Annotated in this window: 28 protein-coding genes; 5 read left to right on the plus strand and 23 right to left on the minus strand. The window is 41.8% G+C overall.

Annotation, left to right across the window (positions count from 1 at the left end; genetic code table 11):
• Positions 1-9: 9 nt before the first annotated feature.
• The 16 genes from BVI01S_RS04775 to bla form a co-directional block, all read right to left on the minus strand.
• The gene (locus BVI01S_RS04775; protein WP_439951099.1) at positions 10-363 is read right to left on the minus strand and encodes an isochorismatase family protein; all 354 of its coding nucleotides are present in this window, start codon (positions 361-363) and stop codon (positions 10-12) included.
• Positions 360-533, minus strand: a complete 174-nt coding sequence (locus tag BVI01S_RS23310) for an isochorismatase family protein (protein WP_439951096.1) — start codon at positions 531-533, stop codon at positions 360-362. Before BVI01S_RS23310 ends, BVI01S_RS04775 begins: the two co-directional genes overlap by 4 nt.
• 77 nt (positions 534-610) lie before the next feature.
• Complete coding sequence (locus BVI01S_RS04780; RefSeq protein ID WP_061809453.1) at positions 611-1,039, minus strand: hypothetical protein; 429 nt, start codon at positions 1,037-1,039, stop codon at positions 611-613.
• A gap of 66 nt (positions 1,040-1,105) precedes the next feature.
• Complete coding sequence (locus BVI01S_RS04785; RefSeq protein WP_061809454.1) at positions 1,106-1,318, minus strand: DUF3951 domain-containing protein; 213 nt, start codon at positions 1,316-1,318, stop codon at positions 1,106-1,108.
• Between the two features lie 68 nt (positions 1,319-1,386).
• Positions 1,387-2,313, minus strand: coding sequence for an alpha/beta hydrolase (locus BVI01S_RS04790; protein WP_244886869.1), 927 nt, complete (start codon positions 2,311-2,313; stop codon positions 1,387-1,389).
• A 314-nt stretch (positions 2,314-2,627) separates the two neighbouring features.
• On the minus strand, positions 2,628-2,915 hold the full coding sequence (locus BVI01S_RS04795) for a hypothetical protein (RefSeq protein WP_156477302.1): 288 nt from the start codon (positions 2,913-2,915) through the stop codon (positions 2,628-2,630).
• Between the two features lie 129 nt (positions 2,916-3,044).
• Positions 3,045-4,067, minus strand: coding sequence for a serine hydrolase domain-containing protein (locus BVI01S_RS04800; protein ID WP_439951097.1), 1,023 nt, complete (start codon positions 4,065-4,067; stop codon positions 3,045-3,047).
• A 192-nt stretch (positions 4,068-4,259) separates the two neighbouring features.
• Positions 4,260-4,727 (minus strand): competence protein ComJ, encoded by a 468-nt coding sequence (comJ, locus tag BVI01S_RS04805; protein ID WP_061809457.1) that lies wholly within the window; start codon positions 4,725-4,727, stop codon positions 4,260-4,262.
• A 75-nt stretch (positions 4,728-4,802) separates the two neighbouring features.
• The gene (locus BVI01S_RS04810) at positions 4,803-5,372 is read right to left on the minus strand and encodes a hypothetical protein (RefSeq protein ID WP_061809458.1); all 570 of its coding nucleotides are present in this window, start codon (positions 5,370-5,372) and stop codon (positions 4,803-4,805) included.
• A gap of 195 nt (positions 5,373-5,567) precedes the next feature.
• Entirely contained in the window at positions 5,568-6,071 is a 504-nt protein-coding gene (locus BVI01S_RS04815; RefSeq protein WP_061809459.1) for a hypothetical protein, read from the minus strand.
• A gap of 288 nt (positions 6,072-6,359) precedes the next feature.
• Positions 6,360-6,725 carry an ASCH domain-containing protein gene (locus BVI01S_RS04825; RefSeq protein ID WP_061809461.1) on the minus strand — a complete coding sequence of 122 codons (366 nt, stop codon included), beginning with the start codon at positions 6,723-6,725 and terminating at the stop codon, positions 6,360-6,362.
• A 103-nt stretch (positions 6,726-6,828) separates the two neighbouring features.
• Complete coding sequence (locus BVI01S_RS04830) at positions 6,829-7,287, minus strand: GNAT family N-acetyltransferase (protein WP_061809462.1); 459 nt, start codon at positions 7,285-7,287, stop codon at positions 6,829-6,831.
• 96 nt (positions 7,288-7,383) lie between these two features.
• Positions 7,384-8,190, minus strand: coding sequence for an aldo/keto reductase (locus BVI01S_RS04835; RefSeq protein ID WP_061809463.1), 807 nt, complete (start codon positions 8,188-8,190; stop codon positions 7,384-7,386).
• 368 nt (positions 8,191-8,558) lie between these two features.
• Positions 8,559-9,020: an NUDIX hydrolase gene (locus tag BVI01S_RS04845; RefSeq protein ID WP_061809465.1), complete on the minus strand. Its 462-nt coding sequence runs from the start codon at positions 9,018-9,020 to the stop codon at positions 8,559-8,561.
• A 131-nt stretch (positions 9,021-9,151) separates the two neighbouring features.
• Entirely contained in the window at positions 9,152-9,391 is a 240-nt protein-coding gene (locus BVI01S_RS04850; RefSeq protein ID WP_061809466.1) for a hypothetical protein, read from the minus strand.
• Between the two features lie 271 nt (positions 9,392-9,662).
• A complete protein-coding gene (gene bla / locus BVI01S_RS04855; protein WP_439951098.1) occupies positions 9,663-10,559 on the minus strand; it encodes a class A beta-lactamase in 897 nt (298 codons plus the stop codon).
• Between the two features lie 90 nt (positions 10,560-10,649).
• On the opposite strand from bla, the gene BVI01S_RS04860 reads away from it, so the two are divergent.
• Positions 10,650-11,492 (plus strand): sialate O-acetylesterase, encoded by an 843-nt coding sequence (locus BVI01S_RS04860; RefSeq protein WP_061809467.1) that lies wholly within the window; start codon positions 10,650-10,652, stop codon positions 11,490-11,492.
• Positions 11,489-12,028, plus strand: coding sequence for a PadR family transcriptional regulator (locus BVI01S_RS04865; protein WP_061809468.1), 540 nt, complete (start codon positions 11,489-11,491; stop codon positions 12,026-12,028). The genes BVI01S_RS04860 and BVI01S_RS04865 overlap by 4 nt, the downstream gene beginning before the upstream one ends.
• Positions 12,029-12,379: 351 nt before the next feature.
• Here the strand turns inward: BVI01S_RS04865 and BVI01S_RS04870 are convergent, their stop codons facing one another.
• The 5 genes from BVI01S_RS04870 to BVI01S_RS04890 form a co-directional block, all read right to left on the minus strand.
• On the minus strand, positions 12,380-13,948 hold the full coding sequence (locus BVI01S_RS04870) for a SagB family peptide dehydrogenase (RefSeq protein WP_061809469.1): 1,569 nt from the start codon (positions 13,946-13,948) through the stop codon (positions 12,380-12,382).
• Between the two features lie 20 nt (positions 13,949-13,968).
• On the minus strand, positions 13,969-15,912 hold the full coding sequence (locus tag BVI01S_RS04875) for a TOMM precursor leader peptide-binding protein (RefSeq protein ID WP_061809470.1): 1,944 nt from the start codon (positions 15,910-15,912) through the stop codon (positions 13,969-13,971).
• On the minus strand, positions 15,912-17,816 hold the full coding sequence (locus BVI01S_RS04880) for a putative thiazole-containing bacteriocin maturation protein (protein WP_061809471.1): 1,905 nt from the start codon (positions 17,814-17,816) through the stop codon (positions 15,912-15,914). Before BVI01S_RS04880 ends, BVI01S_RS04875 begins: the two co-directional genes overlap by 1 nt.
• Positions 17,817-17,952: 136 nt before the next feature.
• Positions 17,953-18,213, minus strand: a complete 261-nt coding sequence (locus BVI01S_RS22110; RefSeq protein ID WP_082804667.1) for a heterocycloanthracin/sonorensin family bacteriocin — start codon at positions 18,211-18,213, stop codon at positions 17,953-17,955.
• 205 nt (positions 18,214-18,418) lie between these two features.
• Complete coding sequence (locus tag BVI01S_RS04890; RefSeq protein ID WP_061809473.1) at positions 18,419-19,360, minus strand: DHH family phosphoesterase; 942 nt, start codon at positions 19,358-19,360, stop codon at positions 18,419-18,421.
• Positions 19,361-19,455: 95 nt separating this feature from the next.
• On the opposite strand from BVI01S_RS04890, the gene BVI01S_RS04895 reads away from it, so the two are divergent.
• Positions 19,456-19,761, plus strand: a complete 306-nt coding sequence (locus BVI01S_RS04895; protein ID WP_061809474.1) for a YtpI family protein — start codon at positions 19,456-19,458, stop codon at positions 19,759-19,761.
• A gap of 47 nt (positions 19,762-19,808) precedes the next feature.
• Here BVI01S_RS04895 and BVI01S_RS04900 read toward each other — a convergent pair whose 3' ends face one another.
• Together BVI01S_RS04900 and BVI01S_RS04905 are read right to left on the minus strand one after the other, a co-directional pair.
• Complete coding sequence (locus BVI01S_RS04900) at positions 19,809-21,128, minus strand: DRTGG domain-containing protein (RefSeq protein WP_061809475.1); 1,320 nt, start codon at positions 21,126-21,128, stop codon at positions 19,809-19,811.
• A gap of 108 nt (positions 21,129-21,236) precedes the next feature.
• Complete coding sequence (locus BVI01S_RS04905; protein ID WP_061809476.1) at positions 21,237-21,479, minus strand: hypothetical protein; 243 nt, start codon at positions 21,477-21,479, stop codon at positions 21,237-21,239.
• A gap of 219 nt (positions 21,480-21,698) precedes the next feature.
• Here BVI01S_RS04905 and BVI01S_RS23080 point away from each other — a divergent pair, with 219 nt between their 5' ends.
• Positions 21,699-21,824 carry a hypothetical protein gene (locus BVI01S_RS23080; protein ID WP_280512981.1) on the plus strand — a complete coding sequence of 42 codons (126 nt, stop codon included), beginning with the start codon at positions 21,699-21,701 and terminating at the stop codon, positions 21,822-21,824.
• A 92-nt stretch (positions 21,825-21,916) separates the two neighbouring features.
• The gene (locus tag BVI01S_RS04910) at positions 21,917-22,345 is read left to right on the plus strand and encodes a hypothetical protein (protein WP_156029936.1); all 429 of its coding nucleotides are present in this window, start codon (positions 21,917-21,919) and stop codon (positions 22,343-22,345) included.
• The last annotated feature ends 356 nt before the right edge of the window (positions 22,346-22,701 follow it).

A 22,701-nucleotide genomic window follows, 5' to 3' on the forward strand; every position in this document is an offset into this window, starting at 1 on the left:
GTTGTATATTCAACTATCAAATGTAATTTCATTACTTGGGTATACATCTGCAAACCAACGTAACACTCCATTATGATGGTTTATAATTTGTTGGGCCGTGATATCTTGCGAATCCCAAGTGCTGTGTGCATCTGAAACTAAAGTGACCTTGTAATCCAAACTAAAGGCTCTTCTACACGTTGTATCCACACATGCTTCTGTTTGAATTCCCGCAATGATCAAATGTTCAATCCCTTGTTTTTTCAGTTCATCATCTAAAAAAGTATTATAAAATGAATCTGGAGTCGTTTTTTGAATGATGACATCTTGAGGAGCTAGAGTGATTTCAGGATGAATCTCCCAACCCTTTGTACCATATTCTATGGTTTTCCAGCAGGTGCATTATGTTGTATAAAGAAAATGGATGTCTCGGTAGAGCGTGCTTTTCCAATTAGATCTTTTACAGTTTGGAGTAATCTTTCTCCTATGTATACAACATTACCTTCCTGAAACATCCCATTCTGAACGTCTATAACCAGTAGTGCATTTTTCATTATTTTCCCCCTTGAATAAAACGTACGTTGGAAACTACAATAAGATACTTTTACATTCGCCCTTCTTTAATCCATACTTATTCACACTGATTACGTTCAAAATGCTTCCCTTCCTTTGGCAAACTTCCCTCTGGAGGTGTCCAAGCAGTTTGGCAAATGTTCTTTTCACCTACCACTGAGTATGTATAAGTCCAGCCTATTTCGTTTTCAAACTGAACCTTGAAATGATAAGGATTGTATTGCCTCCCAGTTTGATGTTCAATTTCCCACTCTTGATTCGGGTATTTTTTCTCAAGAAAATAGTTTAGTTGTTTGGTCTTATGTGATATTTGATAATCAATCCAATAGGGTCGAATCACAAAGAATGAAAGGACGATTGCAGTTATGGAGGAAGCGATAATAAAACTCCGCTTTCTACTCTTTTTAGGTAATAAAAATGCGATTGCAAAGAGGACTATGATAAATGCAGCACACGTGGTCATTTCTAGTACTGTTATTGGATGCACTACTATTCCCCCGTCATTTCCGAATAGCTTTTAAAAAAACCTTTATGAAGCAAAAAGGCTTATATATTAATTTTTATCTTTATCATCAGCACTATCATTTCCTTCTTCTTGTTCATCTTCTATATTTCCTTCCTGAAATTCGCTTACTGACTGCCCTGTTATATGGTCAAACGGGGTGTAGTAATTACTAGGATTTTTCTTTTTAATTAATACTCGATAAGCTACTAATAGAATTAATATTACAAACACCAATACAATTGTTGAGGTTAAATAGAACAAAATATTAATTTAGAACCCCTCCAAATATAAAGAAAGCGTATTCAGTTAACCTGTCTACATTGATGAAGCTACTTTTGTAGTGATGGCACACAATCCACCCGTCGCATCATTTTATGTACACATTCAATAATCAAATCTGGTCGATCAAGGAACACAGAGTGTCCTGAATCACTCGCAAACACTAATTCACCCTGTAAAGACAATTTACACTGATGGGTGATAAGCTCTTCCCACTTCTCTTCAAAAACTCGTAACTCCCATTCAGGTATGCCATTGTCCAATTCAGATTGAATCGAATATTCCTTATCCCGTCCTATTACGATTAATGGAACATCAGGAAAATCTCCTAGACTCCTGATAAGTTCTGCATCTTGCGTCCATTCCTTGATCTCTGATGCCATGGCTTTATAAAGTAATGGACTCACTTGAAAGTCCAACAGTTTTTGCTGAATGGCCTTTGAAAATTGATGTTGTTTTTCCGTAAGTGAAGGCTTCAGTATTTCCAATAGTTCTTGTTCACTCTTGGTTGAATACTCCAAGCTCTTTTCAATCCACGATTCATCTGTGTCTTGGTTTAATACAGGTAGATCAAGCTTCTCTAATTCTTTTAAGTCAACAGAAGTCGAGTCCACTAATATCACTCCGGCCACCTTTTCAGGATGCACTTTAGCGAAGTGTTGAACACATAGGCCGCCATACGAGTGTCCCATTAAATAAAATGGCTCGTCGATTTGAAGGTGATGAAGTATTTCTGCTAAATCACGAACGGTGGATGCTGTATTTTGAACACCACTCCCGATCTCACTTTGCCCCAGTCCCTGCCGGTGAAACGTTAGGACTCCATACGTTTTACTTAACGTTTGTGTTACCTCATACCACTCCTCAAATGAGCAGCCCATCCCTGTAAGGATAATTACCAGCGGACCTTTATTCCCTTTAAAAAGAACTTCTATTTTGTGGTCGTTGATTTTGATCAGTTGGTTAATAGCTCTCAATCCTTTCACTACCCTGATGCCAATTATTTCAAATTTTGTGATTATGAGCAATGCTCTTATTTAAATAAATGAGAACATACTGCAGTGGTGAATTTTCCTTATCCGTGATTCCAAAAGCACGACGGGGACAGACACCGAGGTTCCTATTTAGAGCCGAGGGACCTGTCCCCATGGCTTCTCCTATCTTTTACGATGAACAAAGTGGTGAAGTGAGGTTTTTTAATGATGAGATTCATTCTTGTAATGTAATGTGAAAAAGTAGAGCGAGACCCGTCCCCGCTCTACCCCAACCATATTTAAAACAAAAATGAATATTAATCTCTGTAACCAAATCCAATTATACGATGGGATTTTATATCTGCATAAACTCCAACCCCACCTAATGATGGACTATCCTCTGAAGGATAATCCACAAGATAAACTTCTTTTCCAATAAACGTTTTATCTTTAATTTGCCCCATCGACTCCCGAAGTGTTATTTTTTGAACACTTGCATCCTTCCAAGATCCTGCGATATGTTCTTTTTGCTTTTCTGTAAGTTGGTCCCAAACAGCCTCCCTGACATCTAATGCCTGGGTTAGATCACTCTTTGTTTCCTTCACGTTTTGCTCTTCCTTATCGTTCAACACTTGTTGTTGGCAACCACATAAGACAAAAAATAGGATGAATGATAGATAAATTAACCTAAACCATTTCACACCTTCTTTACCTCCAATCCTATTATTCTTTCGTCAATTCAATTTGATCTCTTTCACAACCAGGTTTCCAAATGTTTGTATATCCTGTATATAATCGAAATTCTTATTCTCATATGTATATAAACTATTGTACATCCTGACAGCAACAGCGTTATATCGGGGAATGACCAGACAAGAACAACCTGAAGCCCCGAGAATTTGGTAACTCCCTTCAGGTAATTCTGTTCCTAATTCATTATATTCCCACGACACTTGATGATCTTTTAACCACCAGAAGAATCCGAATCTAGGCAGAGTTTGGTCAAGCCATTTGGGACTTTGTATGGTTGTAGCAAGGTTAAATACACCTTCTGGCAAGATTTGTTTTCCATCCATTAAACCTTTATTCAAATGTAGGCTACCCCATAGTGCCAACTCTCTACTACTAACAAATAGGTTTCTTTCATCCCCTATATTCGACCCTATCCTTATAGAAGGATGACTTTCTGGAGAGTGGATGTCACATACTAACGTGCTTTTCCCCTCTGTCGCCCATTCTGTACTTTTCAAACCCAAGGGTTCAAATACCCTCTCAGAAAGTATTTCGTTAACTGTCATTCCAGTAGCTTGCTCGACAATTTCAGCTAATAAATCAGGACGCTTCCCTTCAATGGAGGTTCCTGAATCGAAAACCCTTTGGACTATATCCTTCTTAATCTTTAATCCAGTGCACCTTGTAACCAAATGTCTTACGGTCGTCTCACCTAATATCCTTTTATCCAATTGTTTTAAATAGTCGCTGAGCTTATCATCAAGATTCAAGTAACCTTCATAGATCGCCAGTGCTGCTGCTAAACCAACATAGGTAACCCTGGTTGAATACACATTAAATTGTGAAAGGTGATCTATTTTCCTAGCACCAGTTTCAAAATGATGGGTACCGGAATACCATTCGTGTACGACCTCGTTATCCTTCATAATCAGTAACGCTGCTCCAGACGCGTGCATCTTCTCTTTCATTTCTTCCGTGTATTTAGTGAGATCTTGAAATGATCTTTGATCAGCTTCTACAGTCAACTTTTTCACTCATTTCTATTTTTCTAAGAATTTACTCCATATCTATCTATTCCATTATAAGAGGCATAACCCTGCTTATGGTTATGCCTCTTCATTCAGTGATTTTTCTTTCTCGGATAACTCCAGGACATTAGCAGGGGAACGTTAGCTGATCTTTAGGTGTTGCCCCCGTTAGTTAAAGATGACTTTATCTTATATTGCTGGTTCAGCTTTCATCAATAACGTGGTCGATGGTTTTAATTCTTCATCTGCTATAATAATGTTTGCTTTGGGATTATTATTTCTTATGAAATTAAATATGTAATGTTCCATTCTATTTTCTACTTGGATAGTAAAAAGCAGTTCAAACATTCCTTCTTCAATATCAATAGCTTTTGTCTCCATTACATTGCCAACCTCAATGCCTTTACAATTGATATTAAAAGGAACTGTAATTGCCCTAATAACATTGCGATTAACTTCTAGGTTATCCGTAACTCTTACAGTGATATTGCATTTTTCATTTTCAGAAAGAGTTCCAAAAGATACAGAACCTTCTCTCCAAGAGAAGCCCTGATTAAAATGGGTCTCACTCCAATCGTTAAACGGGTTTTCTAATCCAAACTGAAATACAGCTAATTGGGAATATAGAGTATCACTTTCAAAGCTTATCTCATTCATTTACCTCGTCCTTTTAAAAAATATGATTTTACTGTAGCAAAAAATCAGCTTTATTTGTTCCACTAAACTGCCCCATTAATAGAATAAACTTGTTACGTTGTCCTCCGTTTTTCTAGCAAAAAGATATAAAACGCCATCGTCAAATCCTGTTGCAAACACCACATCTTTAGGTAATCTTTCAGGGTGCGAAAGCAAATAGTTATTTGCAAGAATGATAGTTGATGAAATTGTTGTAAATAATCTTAAAGAGAAATTATCTTCATAGAGATTATACAATTCGTTATACAATTTAATACTAGGGTATCTTCCTTCAGGAAAATAATCATTATTACTTGCCCAATCTTCATCATCTATTTCCCATTCACTCGAACCTGTAATATAAAGTTGAATACCGTCTTCCCTTTCAAATAGACCGAAATTAAGGGCAATAATTTCATCTGGTACATTCTCTTTTTCAAACAAACCGTTAAGCCATACCTCAAATTCTTTATAGCCATCAGTTAAGAGGTTTCTAAAGGATCTTAATTCCACGGATACGTCTACACTTTTTGTATACTTCTCAATCATACTAAATCCATTATCCAAAGTTGGAACTTCTTTAATAAATTGTTGTAACAGCTGATCTACTTTTTCAATTTCTGACATTAGTGCACCCACTTATTTACATAATGTTTTATAAATTAATTAGTTTAACTGATGTAATTTTATTGAGTGGAACCTGATAACTTCTTCTTTTAACCTGCCGTATAATTGAATAAGGCACTAGCCGGTGATCAACTAGCTGATCTTCAGTTATTGCCCCCGTTAGTTGAAGATGGTAATCATTAACATTGTTAATACTTATGACCATTTTTCTTCATCGTCAATCCATTGGTTTTTCTTTAAATCAAATGATTTATAATCATCGTGGAAAACAAAGTACGATGGTAAATCCAGTGTATCTCCACCTGCTTTTTTCCAACATTGACTAAACCAATCTGTAAACACTTTTTGTTCTAGTTGTTCTATTTCCGGATAGTTTTTTTCGTAAAAGTTATCAATAAAATCATCTAATATGTTGTCGTTTAACTGATAATATTTTACATCTGGAATTACCTCCACACTACCTGCAAAAACTGTTGTGTCATTTCCTTCATAGAAAACTTCGTTAGCTTCTTTATCCATTGCGAACATTCTTATTGATAATTCGAATCTTGTATGTTCGATGAATGTGGAGAAATCTAACAAATCTATATAAGAAGAGAAATTGTATGCAATGATTTTTTCTAGATTTCTTACTAACAAATCCGATTGTTTTTCAATGTTAGATTTAATTGAACCAATATAATTATCAACTGAAAACATAAATAAACCTCCCTTCTATTCAAGTATTCTGCCCCTTTACCTTAATACCAATGGAGGAAAGCCATTTTTAATTAAACTATGCGTGATGATTATTAGGCGTTCTTTGGTAACAAGAAGGAAATTAGTAATAAGATAACTCCTAAGCCAAGTCCTGTGCAAGATATTAAATCAAGTCTACTGTCCGCTAACCTCTGGGATACTCCTAAAATAAATAATACTATTTTAATTAGAAGAGTAAGCATTACAATTGCATAAGCAATCCACTGAATATTACGCTTTCTGTTTTCCCTATTTTTCATCATACAAATTCCTTTCTTTCAGGTTAACCCAGATAACTGCCCCCATAGGATGCTTATAAGGTATCGGCTCTATATACATTCGAGGTTTTTCAAGGACCCAAGCATACGTCTTCTTATAAGGTAATGCTTGTAAGCTCTCACTTTGAACACGATGAAATTCGTTGCTTTCTTGGTAATCTTTTAAGGTCAACTCTTTACTATCACTTACATTCACTTCACCGTAAACCATACCTGAACCACTCTTTATAAGAGCGATAGGTCCTCGTATTTTTGTATTGGAACCCCTGATTTCCCATGTCTTTTTCCCTTCCAATATAAGTTCAATCCAGGGAGATTTTATGATTAGTCCTTTCATTTTACAGCTCCTTCATAAAAGTTCAGAACTTCAAATTCCTTATTTATAATGTTTGATTCCTCAAACCTGCTCTTTACTTGAACAAAAAGAGTTTTTACCCTCGCTAAGGAAAGTACTCCATTGGCTCAGTACAATGAACGTAACCATTTTTCTTGTAATAATTAACCGCTTCATCACTCGGCCACACAATTACAAATTCATATTTATTCTCTTTCACCCAGATGTTTATTGTACTTAATACTTTACTTCCAACACCTCTATGTCGATACTCTTGAATGGTGTACACGTTGGTCATATATGCAAATGGATGAGTGACTCTCCCAGGCCTAGGCACTTTTTGTATTAATTCTATGTATATATGAGAAACAATTTGCCCCTTATCCTCAGCAACCCAAATAAACCACTGGTTACTTTTTAACGCACTTTCTAAAAATGTACGACATTCCCTTTCAAACTCTTCATAAGACTCGTTTTTTTTGCTCTGATCAAATTCAATGGTATTATCCCATCTCATTTTTATTAATTGAGTAATGTCTTTTTCTTCAGCAAGCCTAATATTCATAAACTTCACCTCCTTCAAAGAAAGAATGCCCATTGCTTTTAATAAATCAAAATCCTAGCGATACGATCAATATCACTAGGATCAAGAACAAACGAATTATAAGTTTTCAATTCTCTTCATATCTTCTGCAGACAATTCGAAATCAAAAAGATCTAGATTAGATGCTTGATTTTCAGGGTTGTGAGATTTAGGGATCACGATCACACCACGTTGAATTTGATATTTTAATAAGACTTGTGCGCCAGATTTTTTATAGGACTCACCGATTTTATCCAACACTTCTTTTTGCTGGGCTTCGGTTTTCATTGGTCCCCATGCAACCGGTGTAATTTCCTCTTCTTTTAATACTGCAAGTAGATCTTTGTTAGGTTCTTTTAGGTTAATTTGAATTTGATTAACGGCTGGCTTCACTTTAGCGAATTCTTTCAATTCTTCCAGATGCTCTTTTTTAAAGTTTGAAATGCCGATTGCTTTTAGTTTGCCCGCTTCGTAGTATTCTTCAAAAACTTCCCACGTGTTTTGAAGTTGACCTTTGTCTTCGATAGGAAAGTGAATAAGAAGCAGATCAAGGTAGTCTGTTTGAAAATTTTGTAGACTGTTATCGATGGCTGCCCGGGTAGCTTCCTTCGAAGAGATATATTCTTCATTGGCTGGAACTTTTGTCGTAATAAATAACTCTTCCCGAGGCACTGTGCTTTCTGCTAACACTCTTCCGACAAGTTCTTCGTTTCGATACATGATGGCTGCATCTATAGAACGATACCCCAACTCAAGTGCTGATAGAAGTTCTGGAATTTCATTTGTTAACGCAGCGTTATAGTCATTGTTTTCTTTCCCGTAGGTGTTTGTACCTGTACCGACAATTGGCATTTTTAACCCATTATTAAGTGTGATGTATTCCATATGGTTAAGCACTCCTCAGTATTCTTTAAATTTTCTACTTACAAAATCTATCATATCAAATTAAAGAATTTTCAAAAAGTAATACGGAAGGAGGGAGTTAGCCCATGGATAAACCTATGAAATGTCATAGTCTGCTATTATCCTTATCTGCTAAAAGCTTATCTAATTTTTCTTCGACCCGTTTTAGCCTGCTATTTCTTCTCCTAAGAATAACTACAAGTACAATGATGCCAACTGGAATGGCCAAAAGAAATACTAAAGACACTAACTGAAAAATGATATCACCGGTATTTACTGCGGTTGTTGATTGCGCTGATGCGAATAGGAACAAAGAAACATCTCCTTTTAAAATAGTATGTAAATTTATATTAGCCCTTATAAAGTTGTTCATTGATCACGTTAATGGAATAGATGTTTTCTTCTACTATGTTATGAATGATTTGTTTTAACACATGCGGTTCTCGCAAATCCCCTTTTTCTAATGATAAAAGGTCATTCGCTTTTATCCACCTGCTGTCGGTAATTTCATCTTCTTCAAGCTTTAATGTACCTCCCGTTATCTCACCAATAAAATGAAACAAGATGACTTGATCATTCGTATTACTGGTGAAATTATATACTCCGGTCGTGCCAATCAGTTTTACATCCAAACCCGTTTCCTCTTTCACTTCCCGCCTTGCTGAATAAAGAATATCCTCACCATACTCGATATGCCCACTCGGAAAGTTCCACTTATGGAGGGCATTGGATTTGTTTTCTTTTATCATCAAGACTTTATCATTACTGAAGATTGATACACTTGCCACTAATACAATTCCATCTTGAGACATCGATTTCTCCTCGATTCTATTTAAATAATAAAATTGTTTAACCGGCCAGATAATGAATGAAGGGCAATAACTGGTTTTCAGATATTGCCCTTTTTTAACGGGAAAAAGAAAAAGGTGAAGATTAATAGCTCTCAAGATGATGACGAACGTTTTTCCCTTTGTTCTTTTTCTTTTAAATACATTTCATATACTTCTCTGGCCCTATCTCTGCTCCCAACTGGTACAAGTTCTTTATGTATGTCATGTATTAAAACAAACGCCCTGAAAATCACTCCTACTATAATTGCACATAAAATATATATACCAATAGGTCCAAAGAAAACTAATATACCTAAAAGCCCAGAAAGGAAAATAGATAAAAATAGTTTCATAAAATCCCCCTTACACTTTTACTTGATCATAAGAAGTTATTCTTCTACAACCAACCTGCTTTTAACTCAATACCAATTATTTCAAAATAGAGCACCATACACAAGACTATTCTTCAACACCAAAAGAGCTCACCCTTTATTGGATAAGCTCTTTGCCCTTATTAAATAAATGGACTTTTAAAATCTGCACAACACCTATTCATTCCCCTATGTGAGCTAATATCAGTGTGTACTCTTCCCAGTTCTGAAGAGGGAAGAACGTTTCGAAAAATCACTTAAATTCTTTCAGTACGACCTTAGCTGCCTTTGCTATAAGGTCATTATCATAAGTAGCATCCTCAGTATCACGGCTGGATAGAATAGCGATGATGATGGGATCTCTATTCGGCGGCCAAACGATCGCGATATCGTTTCGGGTTCCGTAGCCTCCAGCCCCCGTTTTATCACCTACCTCCCAACCCATAGGTACAGCCGCACGAATCAGTTCGTCTCCAGTAGTATTCCCACGCATCCAGTCTGTCAGGATTGTACGCTTGCTATCCGGGAGCACGTCGTCGACCGTGAAAGCCTTCAGGTTGGTGGCAAGTGCTCTTGCTGTACTGGTATCACGGATGTCTCCTGGGATGGCACTGTTCAAATCGGTCTCAAAGCGATCAGCCTCTGTGACATGATCGCCGATTTGCCTCAGTCCATTTTCGAAGCCGTCAGGTCCGCCGAGTTCCTCTAATAAAAGATTTCCTGCGGTATTATCACTGTAGCGGATTGCCGCATCGCAAATTTCCCTAAGGGTCATCCCGGTATCCACATGTTGCTCTGTAATGGGCGAATACGTGACCAGGTCATCTTTGGTGTAGGTAATGACTTCGTCAAGTTCGTCCAACGAGTTCTGCTGTAGCACCAACCCTGCAGCCAAAGCCTTAAAGGTGGATGAGTAGGCGAACCGTTCATCAGGTCGATAGGCCACCGTGCGATTGGTACCTGTGTCAATCGCATAGACGCCGAGGCGTGCATCGAACTTTTTCTCGAGTTGCATGAACTTATGAGCAGTCCCATGACTTGTTGCTTTTTCTTTTGCCTCGGTCTGTTTTAATCCGTTTCCAAAGAGGCTTAAACTTAATAGTCCAACACACATCAAGATTTTCAGCATTCTGGCATTTTTCAACATCATCAGTCCTCTCCTGTTTTATTGACAATAGTCTAATTAGACTTTATACTAGCTTAGTCTAATTAGACTATCGTGTAAAGGAATGAAACTGTAATGATTAAATCTTTTTTAATGCTAGGACAATCGAATATGGCCGGTCGTGGATTCTTGCATGAGGTAGATCCTATCTATAATGAAAAAATCAAGATGCTTCGCAACGGACAGTGGCAAATGATGACCGAGCCGATTAATTATGACCGTCCTGTTGCTGGAGTTAGTCTGGCAGCCTCTTTTGCCGACCTGTGTTCAAAAGCTAATCCGGATGACGAAATCGGGTTGATTCCTTGTGCGGAAGGTGGCAGTTCCTTGAACGATTGGCATCCTCAAGGCACACTCTTCCGACATGCTTTGTCTGAAGCCCGATTTGCTCTTGAAACGAGTGAAATTTGTGGCATCCTTTGGCATCAGGGTGAAAGTGACAGCCACCAGTCTCTACATGAGACGTATTATGAAAAGTTATCGCTTATCATTGAAACGTTACGTAACGAATTAAACCTTCAAGATGTCCCATTAATCATTGGTGAGCTGGGTCATTTCTTAGGGAAAGATGGTTTCGGAAAGTACTCCTCAGAGTATCAAGAAATCAACCAAGAATTACGTCGGTTTGCTCATGAGCAGCCAAATTGTTATTTTGTATCGGCAGAAGGTCTAACTGCCAATCCGGATGGAATTCATTTGAACGCCGTTTCACAACGCAAGTTCGGTTTTCGCTACTTTGAGGCATTTTCGAAAAGGTGTCATATCTCTGGGCCCCTTGCGGATGAAAATCAATCACTAAAGATAAATCATACCTATTCAAAAAATGAACAAATCTATATTCACAGTATGAATTTAGCTCTGGGCAACATCACATACGCTGAATTTGAAGCACAGATGGCGAAGGTGATGCACCCTTGATTCCCTTACTCATCCTTGGATTACTTATTCAAAACCCTGGCGCCCATGGCTACGAACTATTAAGTTTAATGGAAAAACGACATTATAAATATATCGTTAACTATACGAAGGGATCATTCTATTACAATTTGCAACAACTCCAAGAAAAAGGGTTGATTGAAGAAACAAATGAAGGACGTCCAAACAACGGTCGTGACATTCACACCTTTAAAGTAACGTCTTCAGGAATAGAAGAATTCCATAAATTAATGGCCAAACACGGAACGAAATCCGAGTATGTCAACTTACCGGTCTATGGGGCATTACTCTTTGCAGATGTATACGATAAAAACAAATTATTGGAGTTAATTCAATCTCAAATTGATCAAACGGAAGCCAGAATTGCTCTTCTCGATGAGTACTTGGCTACCATTGAAGAATCACCTGGTCAAATTGATTATTTTGGTCGCATGAACGAAAATTCCCGTTCTCACCATTTAGTGAACTTAAAATGGTTTAAGGAATTGAAGGCAGATATAGAAAGTGCGACTGTTTAATAAGAAAATCACCTGTCCAACTTTTCATCAAAAAAACGTCCCCTTGTTTTGCCTGAGGGACGTTTATTATGTTTCTCTTAAAGATTCACCATATCCCCGTCCAAGCTCGCATATTAGATAAAGAGCATCAAACAGAATTGTGCGGAATTTACAAGAATCGTGCGGCATTTGATTTAATCATGCGCCTATCATCATAATCGTGCTAGTTTAAAAGAAATCATGCGAGATATTGGATAATCATTCCGAGGTGTCGAATTTTCTTTATTCATGTGGAAGAAATGCGCCACGGGGACAGGTACCTCGACTCCAATTCAAAGAGCCAATGGACCTGTCCCCGTTGCTCCCTCATCCTCAACTCAACAAACTCCCCCTCAACCAAGCCTTCTCCCGATAAGGTCCAATCGGAATCTGAATCAAGGTCGTTAAGTTCTCAGAACCCAACCTATAAATCCCATCCGTCACCGCCGTATCAAACCCAAGCAGCGGATGCCCCCCAAATCCGGCGGCGGCCGAAGACAAGAGCAGGCGCTGTACGAGCATTCCCGCTTCCATTTGCATGATCCTATACCCTCTGTAGCCAAGGGAATCCTTGAAATAATCTTTATTCCCGATGATATGAAGGCACATCGGCACCTGCAACAAATTGACGTTATCCAGCGACAGCCCTGATTGCAGCTGGAGACGATAATCCCCAGTGCCGACTTCCCTTAGTGAATGGCGGGTGCTGTCATATGCGTATGCACCATTTGGTATTCCTTCTACGTTATACAAACAGCCGTATATGGAAACACGAGGTTCTACACTGTCAAAAATGTAGTCTAGGTCACTTCTAAACGAGTATGAATGAGTGGCCCTTTTCAATAAATCCGCAAGCCTCTCCTGACTAACCTTCCCCATGACAAAATCCATTTCCGGAGAATGGCGCTTTTTGCATGCTTCCACAAAATCATACGTACCGGACTCGATTTCCGGGAGAAGGATTTCTTTTTCTCCCGCTCTCATACCCGGTTGTTTCGCTAACTTTTGAAAATCACCGGTACATTCGAGTTTAGAAGCTTCATTCACCTCCAGCAACCTAGGAAACTCCCGAACCTTTTCAGACTTTTCATAATGTCCAAGAGAAATAGTTGGCAGCTCCCGGCATAATTCTTCAGCGGTGACTTCCCTCTCCATCCCCCTGCTGCCCCAATTCGTTGCAGCAACCGAAAGCGGGATGACGGAATAGACGCTTTCCTCTTCCTCTGTCAGTCCAAGCAAATGGTTGATCGGGGAATCGAGAAATTGAGCATAGACCCCTGTCTCGAATCCGAACTGTTTGGATGTTTCCAAGAGCTGCCCCATCAGGACGCCGGCATCGAGCCCCTGCAGGCGGTAGGAGAAGTTATTGTATTTAAAGAAGTTCTTCCAGTATCTCACCGACACAAAGGCCGTGGCAAAACACGACGAGATGTCGGAGCGATTGCCGAGTGCCCGTTCTACGTACGAATCAACATTCCCGTCCCGGAGCAGGACCAGTCGGTGGTGGGCGGGATCATAATGATAGATTCCTTGGGGCAAATCATCGAGTTTTATATAGAGATAGAGTTCGTTCGGATACAGCGCACCCCCTGATGGAGCAAACCGCCGATAGGAGTGGATGGGATACGACTCCTCCCCGAAATCATCGGGATGCTCCGACTGGCTTACCCCGGAGATGCCGTACACATACCAGAGAAAATGGCCGATTCTTTCTACATCGGGTTTCAACGGCGGCTGCTCCCCGGTGAGTGACAATGGAACCTCCAAAGACAATGGTACAACCGGCAATCCCCGGTACAGCTTATAGGGAAGGGGCGCATCCTCCCAGTCCACTTCCCAGTTGGGCTGGTTGGCCCGGTTGATATCACATTGCAGATTGTGCAGAAATTCTTCCAGACTCATCCTCCTTACCTCCTCACACCTTATGGAAACGGATGCGGTTTTTGATTGAGCTCATCAAATGTCAACGGCCGGTCCCTATATCCCAGTTCTGCCGGGACGTTCAGGATCCTTTCTAGGCCAGTCAGCCGGGTGAGATGGTGCCCGAACGTCATGGGAAGCATACCCGGAATCAAGACTTTGACGCAGTGTAGTCCGTTCTTTTCAAGTTCCGGCGCGGTTTGGTCCACAACGATGACATCAAGATTCCGGCTTCGGAATTTTTCAAGAATATCCTTCAGATCATCCGTTAGATCCGTGTGACGGGAATTCCATTTGAATTCATCCTGGAAACTTCTCAGAGGACGATCCTGTAAAAAGCTGAAACGTTCCTCCGCCTGGGGCAATCCATACAACATGCCATGATCATCCATCTGTCTCGCGAGGGAATCATCGTACAGCATCTTTTCATATTTCGCTCTGTTCTTCTCCAACTTTTCATCCAGATTCAGCATCATCCCGGCAAGCTCCTGAATCGCACTCTTTGCCGCTCTTACAGGGTCCAGATGTGCTCCTGCCGCAAGGATCAGATTCAATCCCGTATCCTTCCTGTTCTTGGCCATGGCAAAAACGCTTGGGATTCCGTGCTCCATGGTAGAGTTGTATAAAAAGAGGTCATACCCTGCGACTGCCCGCATCCGTTCAATCATTAACTGCAGCTCTTCGTCTTCAGCAGTAAACGGATCGAGACGAGGCAGACCCAGTTCTGCATACCAGGTCATCAGGAATGAATCCCGTTCGACCACCTCCATGATTCCGTAGAAAATCGCTTCCTCCCTGCTTCCCCCGAGGGCACAGCCATTGGACGTTTCATAGACAAAACCGGACGAACCGCAACCCAGACTGTAGTAGGAAAGGAGCTCCGGGACGAGAATCGGCCGCTCTTCGATGAGGGAGTATCCCCACACCCAGTCGATCCTCCTGTCAGGATCGAACTTTTCAAATGGGAATCCCGGCATGGCGTACTGTCCGTCGGTGTGCACGCCTACCTCCAGGGGATTCAATGCATGTTCCTCCACCTTCCGGTAGCTTTCATGGACAACCGTCCGTTTGCCCCGGGGCTCCAATCCGCAGTGACGCTCCAACCCTTCAAGGATGGCGGTCAGCTCGCTGTCTGAGTAAGCTTGAGTCCGTCCGGCCGTCCCTTCATCACCACCGGAGATCATCGGCATATTGACGCTCGCATCGGCAAACGGTGTCACCAAGTCATACATCTTGCTGTTAAAAAGCCCGGTCCGGTTATCCAAATAATCGTTTACAAGTACTGACTTCAATTCATCCAAAGGAGTACATCGGAAACTGTCTGCTCGGACTTTCGGGCTGGGGTTGAGGGTAACACGTGCTAGTTCCGCTGAATCGTCAGGAATCTGACTGCAGCTCGGGCATAATGAGTCGGGGACGAAGGAATGCCAGGAGCTCTTCAATGTTTTCAATTCCGTCAAACATATCTTCCCTTGAGAACGTGGCATTGCACCCTCCAGGACCCGGCAAGCTTCTGCAGAGATGATGTGAGCCATATGCGATAATCCGGTATTAGAAGCCCAGGGATCCTTCGTCATTCCACCGATTTCAGCGAGCTTACCCTGCACCTCCCGCATCTCATGCCGTTCCTTTCCTCCAAGGAGACGCCTGAGGTCGGCACATTGGGAGCATCCCGGTGTGTCGGTCTGAACCAGTGGCCCGATGATCCCTTCTCCAAACGAGACGAAGCCTCTCAGCCATGGAACCCGAGTCTCCCTCATGACTTCTTCTGCCATTTGATGGACAGCTGGATTCCAAGCATCATCCAACACCAGTACTAAATCTGTATTCGCAGGGAAGGTCGTTTCAACAGTCTTTTGCCTGAAAATGGGGTACCGGGCTGACATTTGCGCACAGACACGGTCCGAAAGCATACCCTCCCCCACAATCACTACGAAAGAACTCATTAGGCTTCCTCCTCTCGCAGCAGCACACCAAATACGCCTTCCAGCTCCTGCTTGAATACAGGTTCAATATCCAATTCATATACCGTTACCTGTTTCTGATTCAATTTTAAAGTGTAGAGAGCTTCTTTCAGATGATCAGGTTCGATCCGATCTTCACCCGCCGGAATGATGATTCTCTGTACATTCTCTTTCTCCAAAGCAACGGCAACAGGATGTGCGTCGCATGCATCCGTACCGTTCTGGGATTGAAAGAGTGCTTGCTGCAGGGAGTTCCTCAGCGCCTTGGTGATTGTAAAACCGGTATTTCCGTACCAGCCATTTCTTCCACGGACATAGACAACCGGAAATCCATGCACATCTTCTCCTAATCCGATGTCAGGTTCCTTTTGCATCGTGGTCAGTGCTTTTAGATAAAAACGGCATGTTTCATCCTCAACCGCTTCCAGTTCAATACGAGAAATGCTGTTCTTTTGAACGGATTCTTTTTTTCTTAGCTCATCGGTCAAACAACTCTGCAAACCGCGGCCCATGCATTCCGCAAACGTCGCCCCTGTACAGACCGCCATGTATTCCCCTATATCATGAGGGACCATCATGCTTCCCAACCTTGAAGCGTATCTCTCTATTCCCCTTAATCCTGCTTCGCGACGTGCCTCTGCATGGGTCAAAGCACTACAGACCACCGCATCCAAGAGTTCTGCCGGACCTTCAGAACGTCCATCGGCAGGCTGAACGCGGCATTGAGCCAAAGGAAGCTGCTTCGTATCCCCTTCCTCCCATACATGAAAAATCCCCGTCTCTTTAGACGTCAGCAGACTGAAGAAATAAAGCAGTTTTTCAGGATCCGACCTTTCTCCCCCCTGTTCAAGCCTGGATTCAAAATTCAGAACCGGTTCAGCTCCAATGTTGGTTTCCAAGGGATGAGGTAAAAAGGAATGCCAGCTTCCTTCCAGTGTTTCGGTATCCAACAGAAAAAGACGGTTTCGCTGATCCGGTTTTGTTACTCCTGTCATTTCTTTGAATAGTTCAAATGTAATCATGTTCGCCATCATCGCACCAGGTACTGCCGACTCAGCATGGTACTCCTCTTCTTTTTGCAAGGCAGTCCCGTGGAGACGCCTCCAGGCAGATTCCCACCCCGTCTCCGAATCAGGATGGACGATTGGTCCAGCGATACATGTCTGCTTGTGACAAATCGCCGGAATTAAGAGCTTTTGATCTGCCCTGCAAATGGCATGAAGCAGGTCGAATTCCTCGAGGTTTTCGTTTTGCGTCACATATAAGATCGAATCGTAAGGTCTTATCGTCTCCCGCCATCCGGATCCACTGAATCCCACTTCATGAAGCTCTACCTCGGGGTCAGTTTTACGGGCATGGTCCACAAGTTCCTTCAGCCTGCGTCTATTCGTAGGCACCTCATCGGTCACGAGTACCTGCAGCTTCGCCAACCCGGATTCAATGAGGGATGAAACCAATGAAGTCAGAAGGGGACCAGACCCCGCTGCCAAAACATTGGCATGACGGAAGGTTTCAAACCGTGAAGCACCTGAATCTGCCAAGCTATCGACGAACTCAATCTGTGAAGCGAATTTTTCCATTGCGTGTCGGGGCAAATTGTGTGGCAAGTCCCTGCTTACGTCCCGGACAAATCCATTCTTAAGCAACACCTCTGCTATTTCCATGACCCTGTTTCGATAAGGATCAGGCAGTCCGTTCGTCAAATCCTCAAGGGAGTACTCCCCATTGAACATCGGCAAGAGCTTTTCCACCCACTGATCAATGCCGCTTCCCTCCATCCGGAAAGAGCATAGGTTATTCCTGAAATACACGCCGCTGTCCCGCTCAGGGAGATAAAACGTATCCCTCTTCACTTTTAAACGTATAGAAGGGTTCAATTTTCCCATAGCAATCCTCCTAACCCCCGCTTATCTCATTTATATTTTGTTTGTCATTATTAGCGTATGAATTTCAATTTGTCCCTTATGTATAAAATAAAGATCCCTGCAATCACGCAGGGATCCATTTGAAACCGATATTCTCCTAACGACCGCAGCGTCCACATCTGCCGCAACCGCCACAGCGTCCACATCCACCACATCTGCCGCAGCCTCCGCAACGGAAACACCCGCCACATCCGAAGCAGCTAAAGAAGCAGGCGAATCCAAAGCCGAAACAGCCTCCAAATCCAAGGAAAAGTCGTTCGTCATTCGGGTCATACATATTCTGATCCCAGGAAACGGGCTGCGTTGCCTGGAAATCACCTACATTCAAATTCTGAAGTTCATTATGAAAATTATTCATATCCTCATTACCTCCCAAAAAAAGTACTATAAGGCTTTCTTATCGATCAACATGGAGTTTCTATTAGGCAAAAGCACGATAAATGTGAATCATCCTCAATAATTTATGTTCGCTCGCTGGGTGTTGTGACTGGTGAAGAAGCCTAGATTGGGATTAAATATTTTTGCACAAAAAAAAGCCGGCATTCGCCGACTCTTCGTAAAACTTATTGGTGATTCCTGCACACTTCCTGTAAATCCTTCATCACTTCTTCTTTCTCTTCCCATGAATAAATCGATGCGCCAGCCGCAAGGGGATGACCTCCACCGTTGTACTTTTTGGCGATTGTGTTGATGACAGGACCCTTCGAGCGAAGGCGAACCCTGATTTGATCATGTTCTTCAATAAAGAAGACCCATGCTTTCATGCCTTTTACATTACCCAACGTACTGACAAGAAGGGATGCCTCAGATGGTACGACGGCGTGTTCTTCAAGGATATCCTTCGTCATGACCATCATGCCGCAGCCATCCCCATCCATCTCGAAGTTTTGCAGGACATATCCGTTGAGCTTCGTAACGTTGGAATCAACTTCATACATTTTATTGAATAATTCATTCCGGTCAAAATCATAGCGGATCAATTCACCCGCGATGTCAAACGTCTTCTGGGTCGTGCTTGGATACAGGAATCTGCCCGTATCGCCGACAATCCCTGCGAACAATAGTCGTGCCCCTGCATCAGGAAGGGTCAATCCTTTGTCTTTTCCGAACTGGTAAAATTCATAGATCATTTCACTGACGGAGCTCGCTGTTGTATCAATCCAGAGGTGATCCCCGTATGCATCTTCGTTTGGATGGTGATCGATTTTCACAAGCAGATCGCCGAGTTTGTAGCGACGGTCACAGATTCGTTCTTCGTTGGCCGTATCGCATACGATGATCAGGGCTCCTTCGAATACGGAATCTTCGATAACATCGAGACGCTTTAAGTAATGGAGCGTTTCCTCTTCTTTCCCGACGGCATAAATATTTTTCTCAGGGAAAGAGGCTTTCAGCATTTCCACGAGTCCTCCCTGGGATCCGTATGCATCCGGGTCTGGACGGACATGTCTATGTACAATGATCGTTTCGTATTGTTTGATGAGGTTCAGAATTTGTTCTTTCATGGGAATCTCCTTTGTAGTGGAATTTATATTTGGCATTCTGCTCCGTTATCTGTAAAATAGTAGCGAGAGATGTCAACGATGGAGGACAAAAAACTATGTATTTTCTCGCATTACTGATTGTCGTTACGTTCACGTTCTATGTCTTTTATAAAATAAGACAAGTGAGAACGAGACGACCGATGGAAAAGAAATGGTTATCGGCGAAAGCAAGCATTGCCCTTGGGCTGTTCGTTGCCCTGTTCGGGATCAATCAGCTGTTTTTATTCCCTGGCACACTGACGTATGTCATCGGCACGCTGTTCATCCTTTTAGGACTTGGTAGCTGCTGGGCTGGATATAAGATGTACAAGCACGTGCTTCCTTTTGCACAGAGAGAAGCGAAGGAACTGGATAACCAATAAAGTACTGTAAAAGACTAGATGCCCATCTAGTCTTTTTGTTTTACCGATTAATGCCGGTCAATCAACTGACAAATCATCAGGGATTTCCCCATGAGCACGCCTTCGTTATATACTTCTACATCCACTTTACCAAATTTTCTCCCTACGTCGAGTACCTTTGGATGGATTTCGAGTATGCTTTCCATTTGGACAGGCTTGATAAAGTAAATAGTCATGTTTTCGATGACGAGGTCGCCTTTTTTGTACGGCTTCAGTGCACGGTTGGCGGCTTCAGTCATTAAGGTGGTGAAGACACCATAGGAAAGCGTCCCGATCCCCGTTGTCATCTGCGGTGTAACGGCAAATTGGTAGATTTCTTTGTTGTCTTTCTTCTCCCCTACTACTTCAACTGCGTTTGAGATGAGGTCGTCGATCGTTTCCCCCACCTGCGGCTGACGCTGGATCATTTGCAGGGCTTTCAAGACGTCCTGACGGCTGATGATCCCCTGCAGCTTGTTCTGTTCATTGACGACAGGAAGTAATTCGATCCCTTCCCAAATCATGATGTGGGCGGCGGAGGCGACGCTAGTATTCGGGCTGACGGTGATCGGCTGCTTCGTCATGATCTTATCAATGCCCGCATACTTTTCCTGACCCATGACGTCTTTTGACGTCACCATACCATGGACTTTCAAGTTTCGGTCCACGACTGGAAAACGGCTGTGGAATGTGTACTGATTCTTTTCGTACCACTCTTCCAACGTGTCATCGAGGTGCAAGTAAATCGTATCGTCCACTTTCGTTAAAATGTCTTCCACTAACACAATCTCTTTCTTGATAAGCTGATCGTAAATCGCACGGTTAATCATGGTGGCGACGGTAAAGGTGTCATAGGAAGTCGATATGATCGGGAGTTCGAGTTCATCCGCGAGCTTCTTGACGTCTTCGTCTGCATCAAATCCCCCGGTGATCAGGACGGCTGCTCCCGCACGCAGGGCATGTTCCTGCGCCTGGGTCCGGTTCCCGATGATCAAAAGGTTCCCGGCTTCAGTGTATCTCATCATGGCTTCAAGCTTCATGGCTCCAATGACAAACTTGTTGAGCATCTTATGCAGGCCGGATCGTCCACCGAGTACTTGACCATCGATGATGTTGACCACTTCTGCGTAAGTGAGCTTCTCGATATTTTCCTTCTTCTTCTGTTCGATGCGGATCGTTCCGACACGTTCGATAGTGCTGACGTAGCCTTTCGTTTCGGCATCCTTGATCGCCCGATATGCCGTTCCTTCACTGACGGTCAGTGCTTTTGCGATCTGGCGGACGGAGATCTTTTCTCCGACAGGCAGGGTATCTATGTACTCCAGTATTTGTTCGTGTTTTGTAGCCAAGCTTTTCACCCTTCTTTATAACGTCCTACTTTATATGTTTATTATAATGTGAAAAGCGCGGTGTTTCAATTTAATCGGGGCTTTGAGTGATACAAGCCCCGTTTTTCTTTACCCAAATGATCGTGATTTCACCTTACGAACAGGCTTCGATTTAAACTTTTTACCCTTGCCTGTTCCTTTTGGTGTGTAAAGCAGGGCTGCGAGGTTACCGGCAAGGACACAGGTGGCGAGGATGAGCCAGCCGATGGCGAAGTACCCTTGTAGGCCTTCTGCAAAAATAGACATACGTGGGGCTCCGTAGTAGATGAGTGCCCCTGTGATGAGTAAACAGAGTATATAACGTTGTTTCAAACATTTCCCTCCTCTCTAGGCTTGTATCATGTATATGCGAGTGGGTGGAGGATGTTGTGTAAACATGAGAAAAAGGGTGATGCGATTTGCATCTGATGCATGAAGGGTTTTTAACATTATGTGGTAATATAAATTTAAAGATTACGAATCTTCATTTCTTCGATTAACGGGCAGTTTAGTTGAATTACGAATTATATTTAGTTTTAGGGGGAGAGCATATTGGAGAAGGATACCGTAGAACTAATTAAGGTTGGAAGTTTAGCGGTGATAGCAATTAGTTTGGCTATTATTGCTTGGCGAATGGGCGATGTAGTTAACTATCTATACGATATAGCTCTAAAGTAAAATTCTTTACTTTAAGAAAAGTTTGCGAACCACCAGCCACCCTTTGTTCAAGTAAAGGGCAGTTTAACGGAAGAACAACTTTGAAGGTAAGCTTGAAAGTATGGAAGGGTGGTAACATTAGAAAATTAGCATTTATCGTTTTTATTATATTCCTTATTATGACAGGGTGTAATGGTGGCGAAAGAGATGAAACCCGTGTACTAAATGGAAATTCTAGAGCTTGGAATGCGGAAATAGAAGTTGTCTTTACAAGCTCCCAGGAAGAGGACAAATACTATATTGGGGGGAACCTAAAATTCCAGAATAACTATATCCCAAAAAAAGTTAAATATTACTTATCCTATCCCTCTGGAGAAGGTTCTGGCACATCAGAGGGAAAAAACATTAAGATATTACAGAGTGGAGGTTCAAGACCTGGTACGACAGATAAAATTAATGACTTTGCTGAAAAGATAATTTTAAAGGTAGAGTGGGAAAATGAAGATGAAAAAATGTTAAAGGAAACCATTAATTTGGATTGAATAACATTATTCAGTTTTAGGGGGCGTTTGCTGAGCAAGCAGCCGCCCTCTGTTCAAGTAAAGGGCAGTATTATAGAATATGGGAGTTATTTTTATGGGGGAAGGTATATGAAAAATGGTTTAGTGCTGGTAGTGGTTTTATTTTTTGTTTTAGGTTCTGCTATGGTTAATAGTATGAATTCGCTTAGTTACACATTTAAGTCTCTTTTTTACGGCACTTCTCTGACCGTTTTAATTATAATAGGATTAGTAAGTTTATATAGATATTTCAGAAGAACTAAACACTAATTAATTTAAGAAATTCTTGAACTGTCGGTAGCGTTTGCTGAACAAGCAGCCGCCATTGTTCAACTATT

Origin of the sequence: Rossellomorea vietnamensis NBRC 101237 (assembly GCF_001591825.1) — a bacterium.
Taxonomy (GTDB): domain Bacteria; phylum Bacillota; class Bacilli; order Bacillales; family Bacillaceae_B; genus Rossellomorea; species Rossellomorea vietnamensis.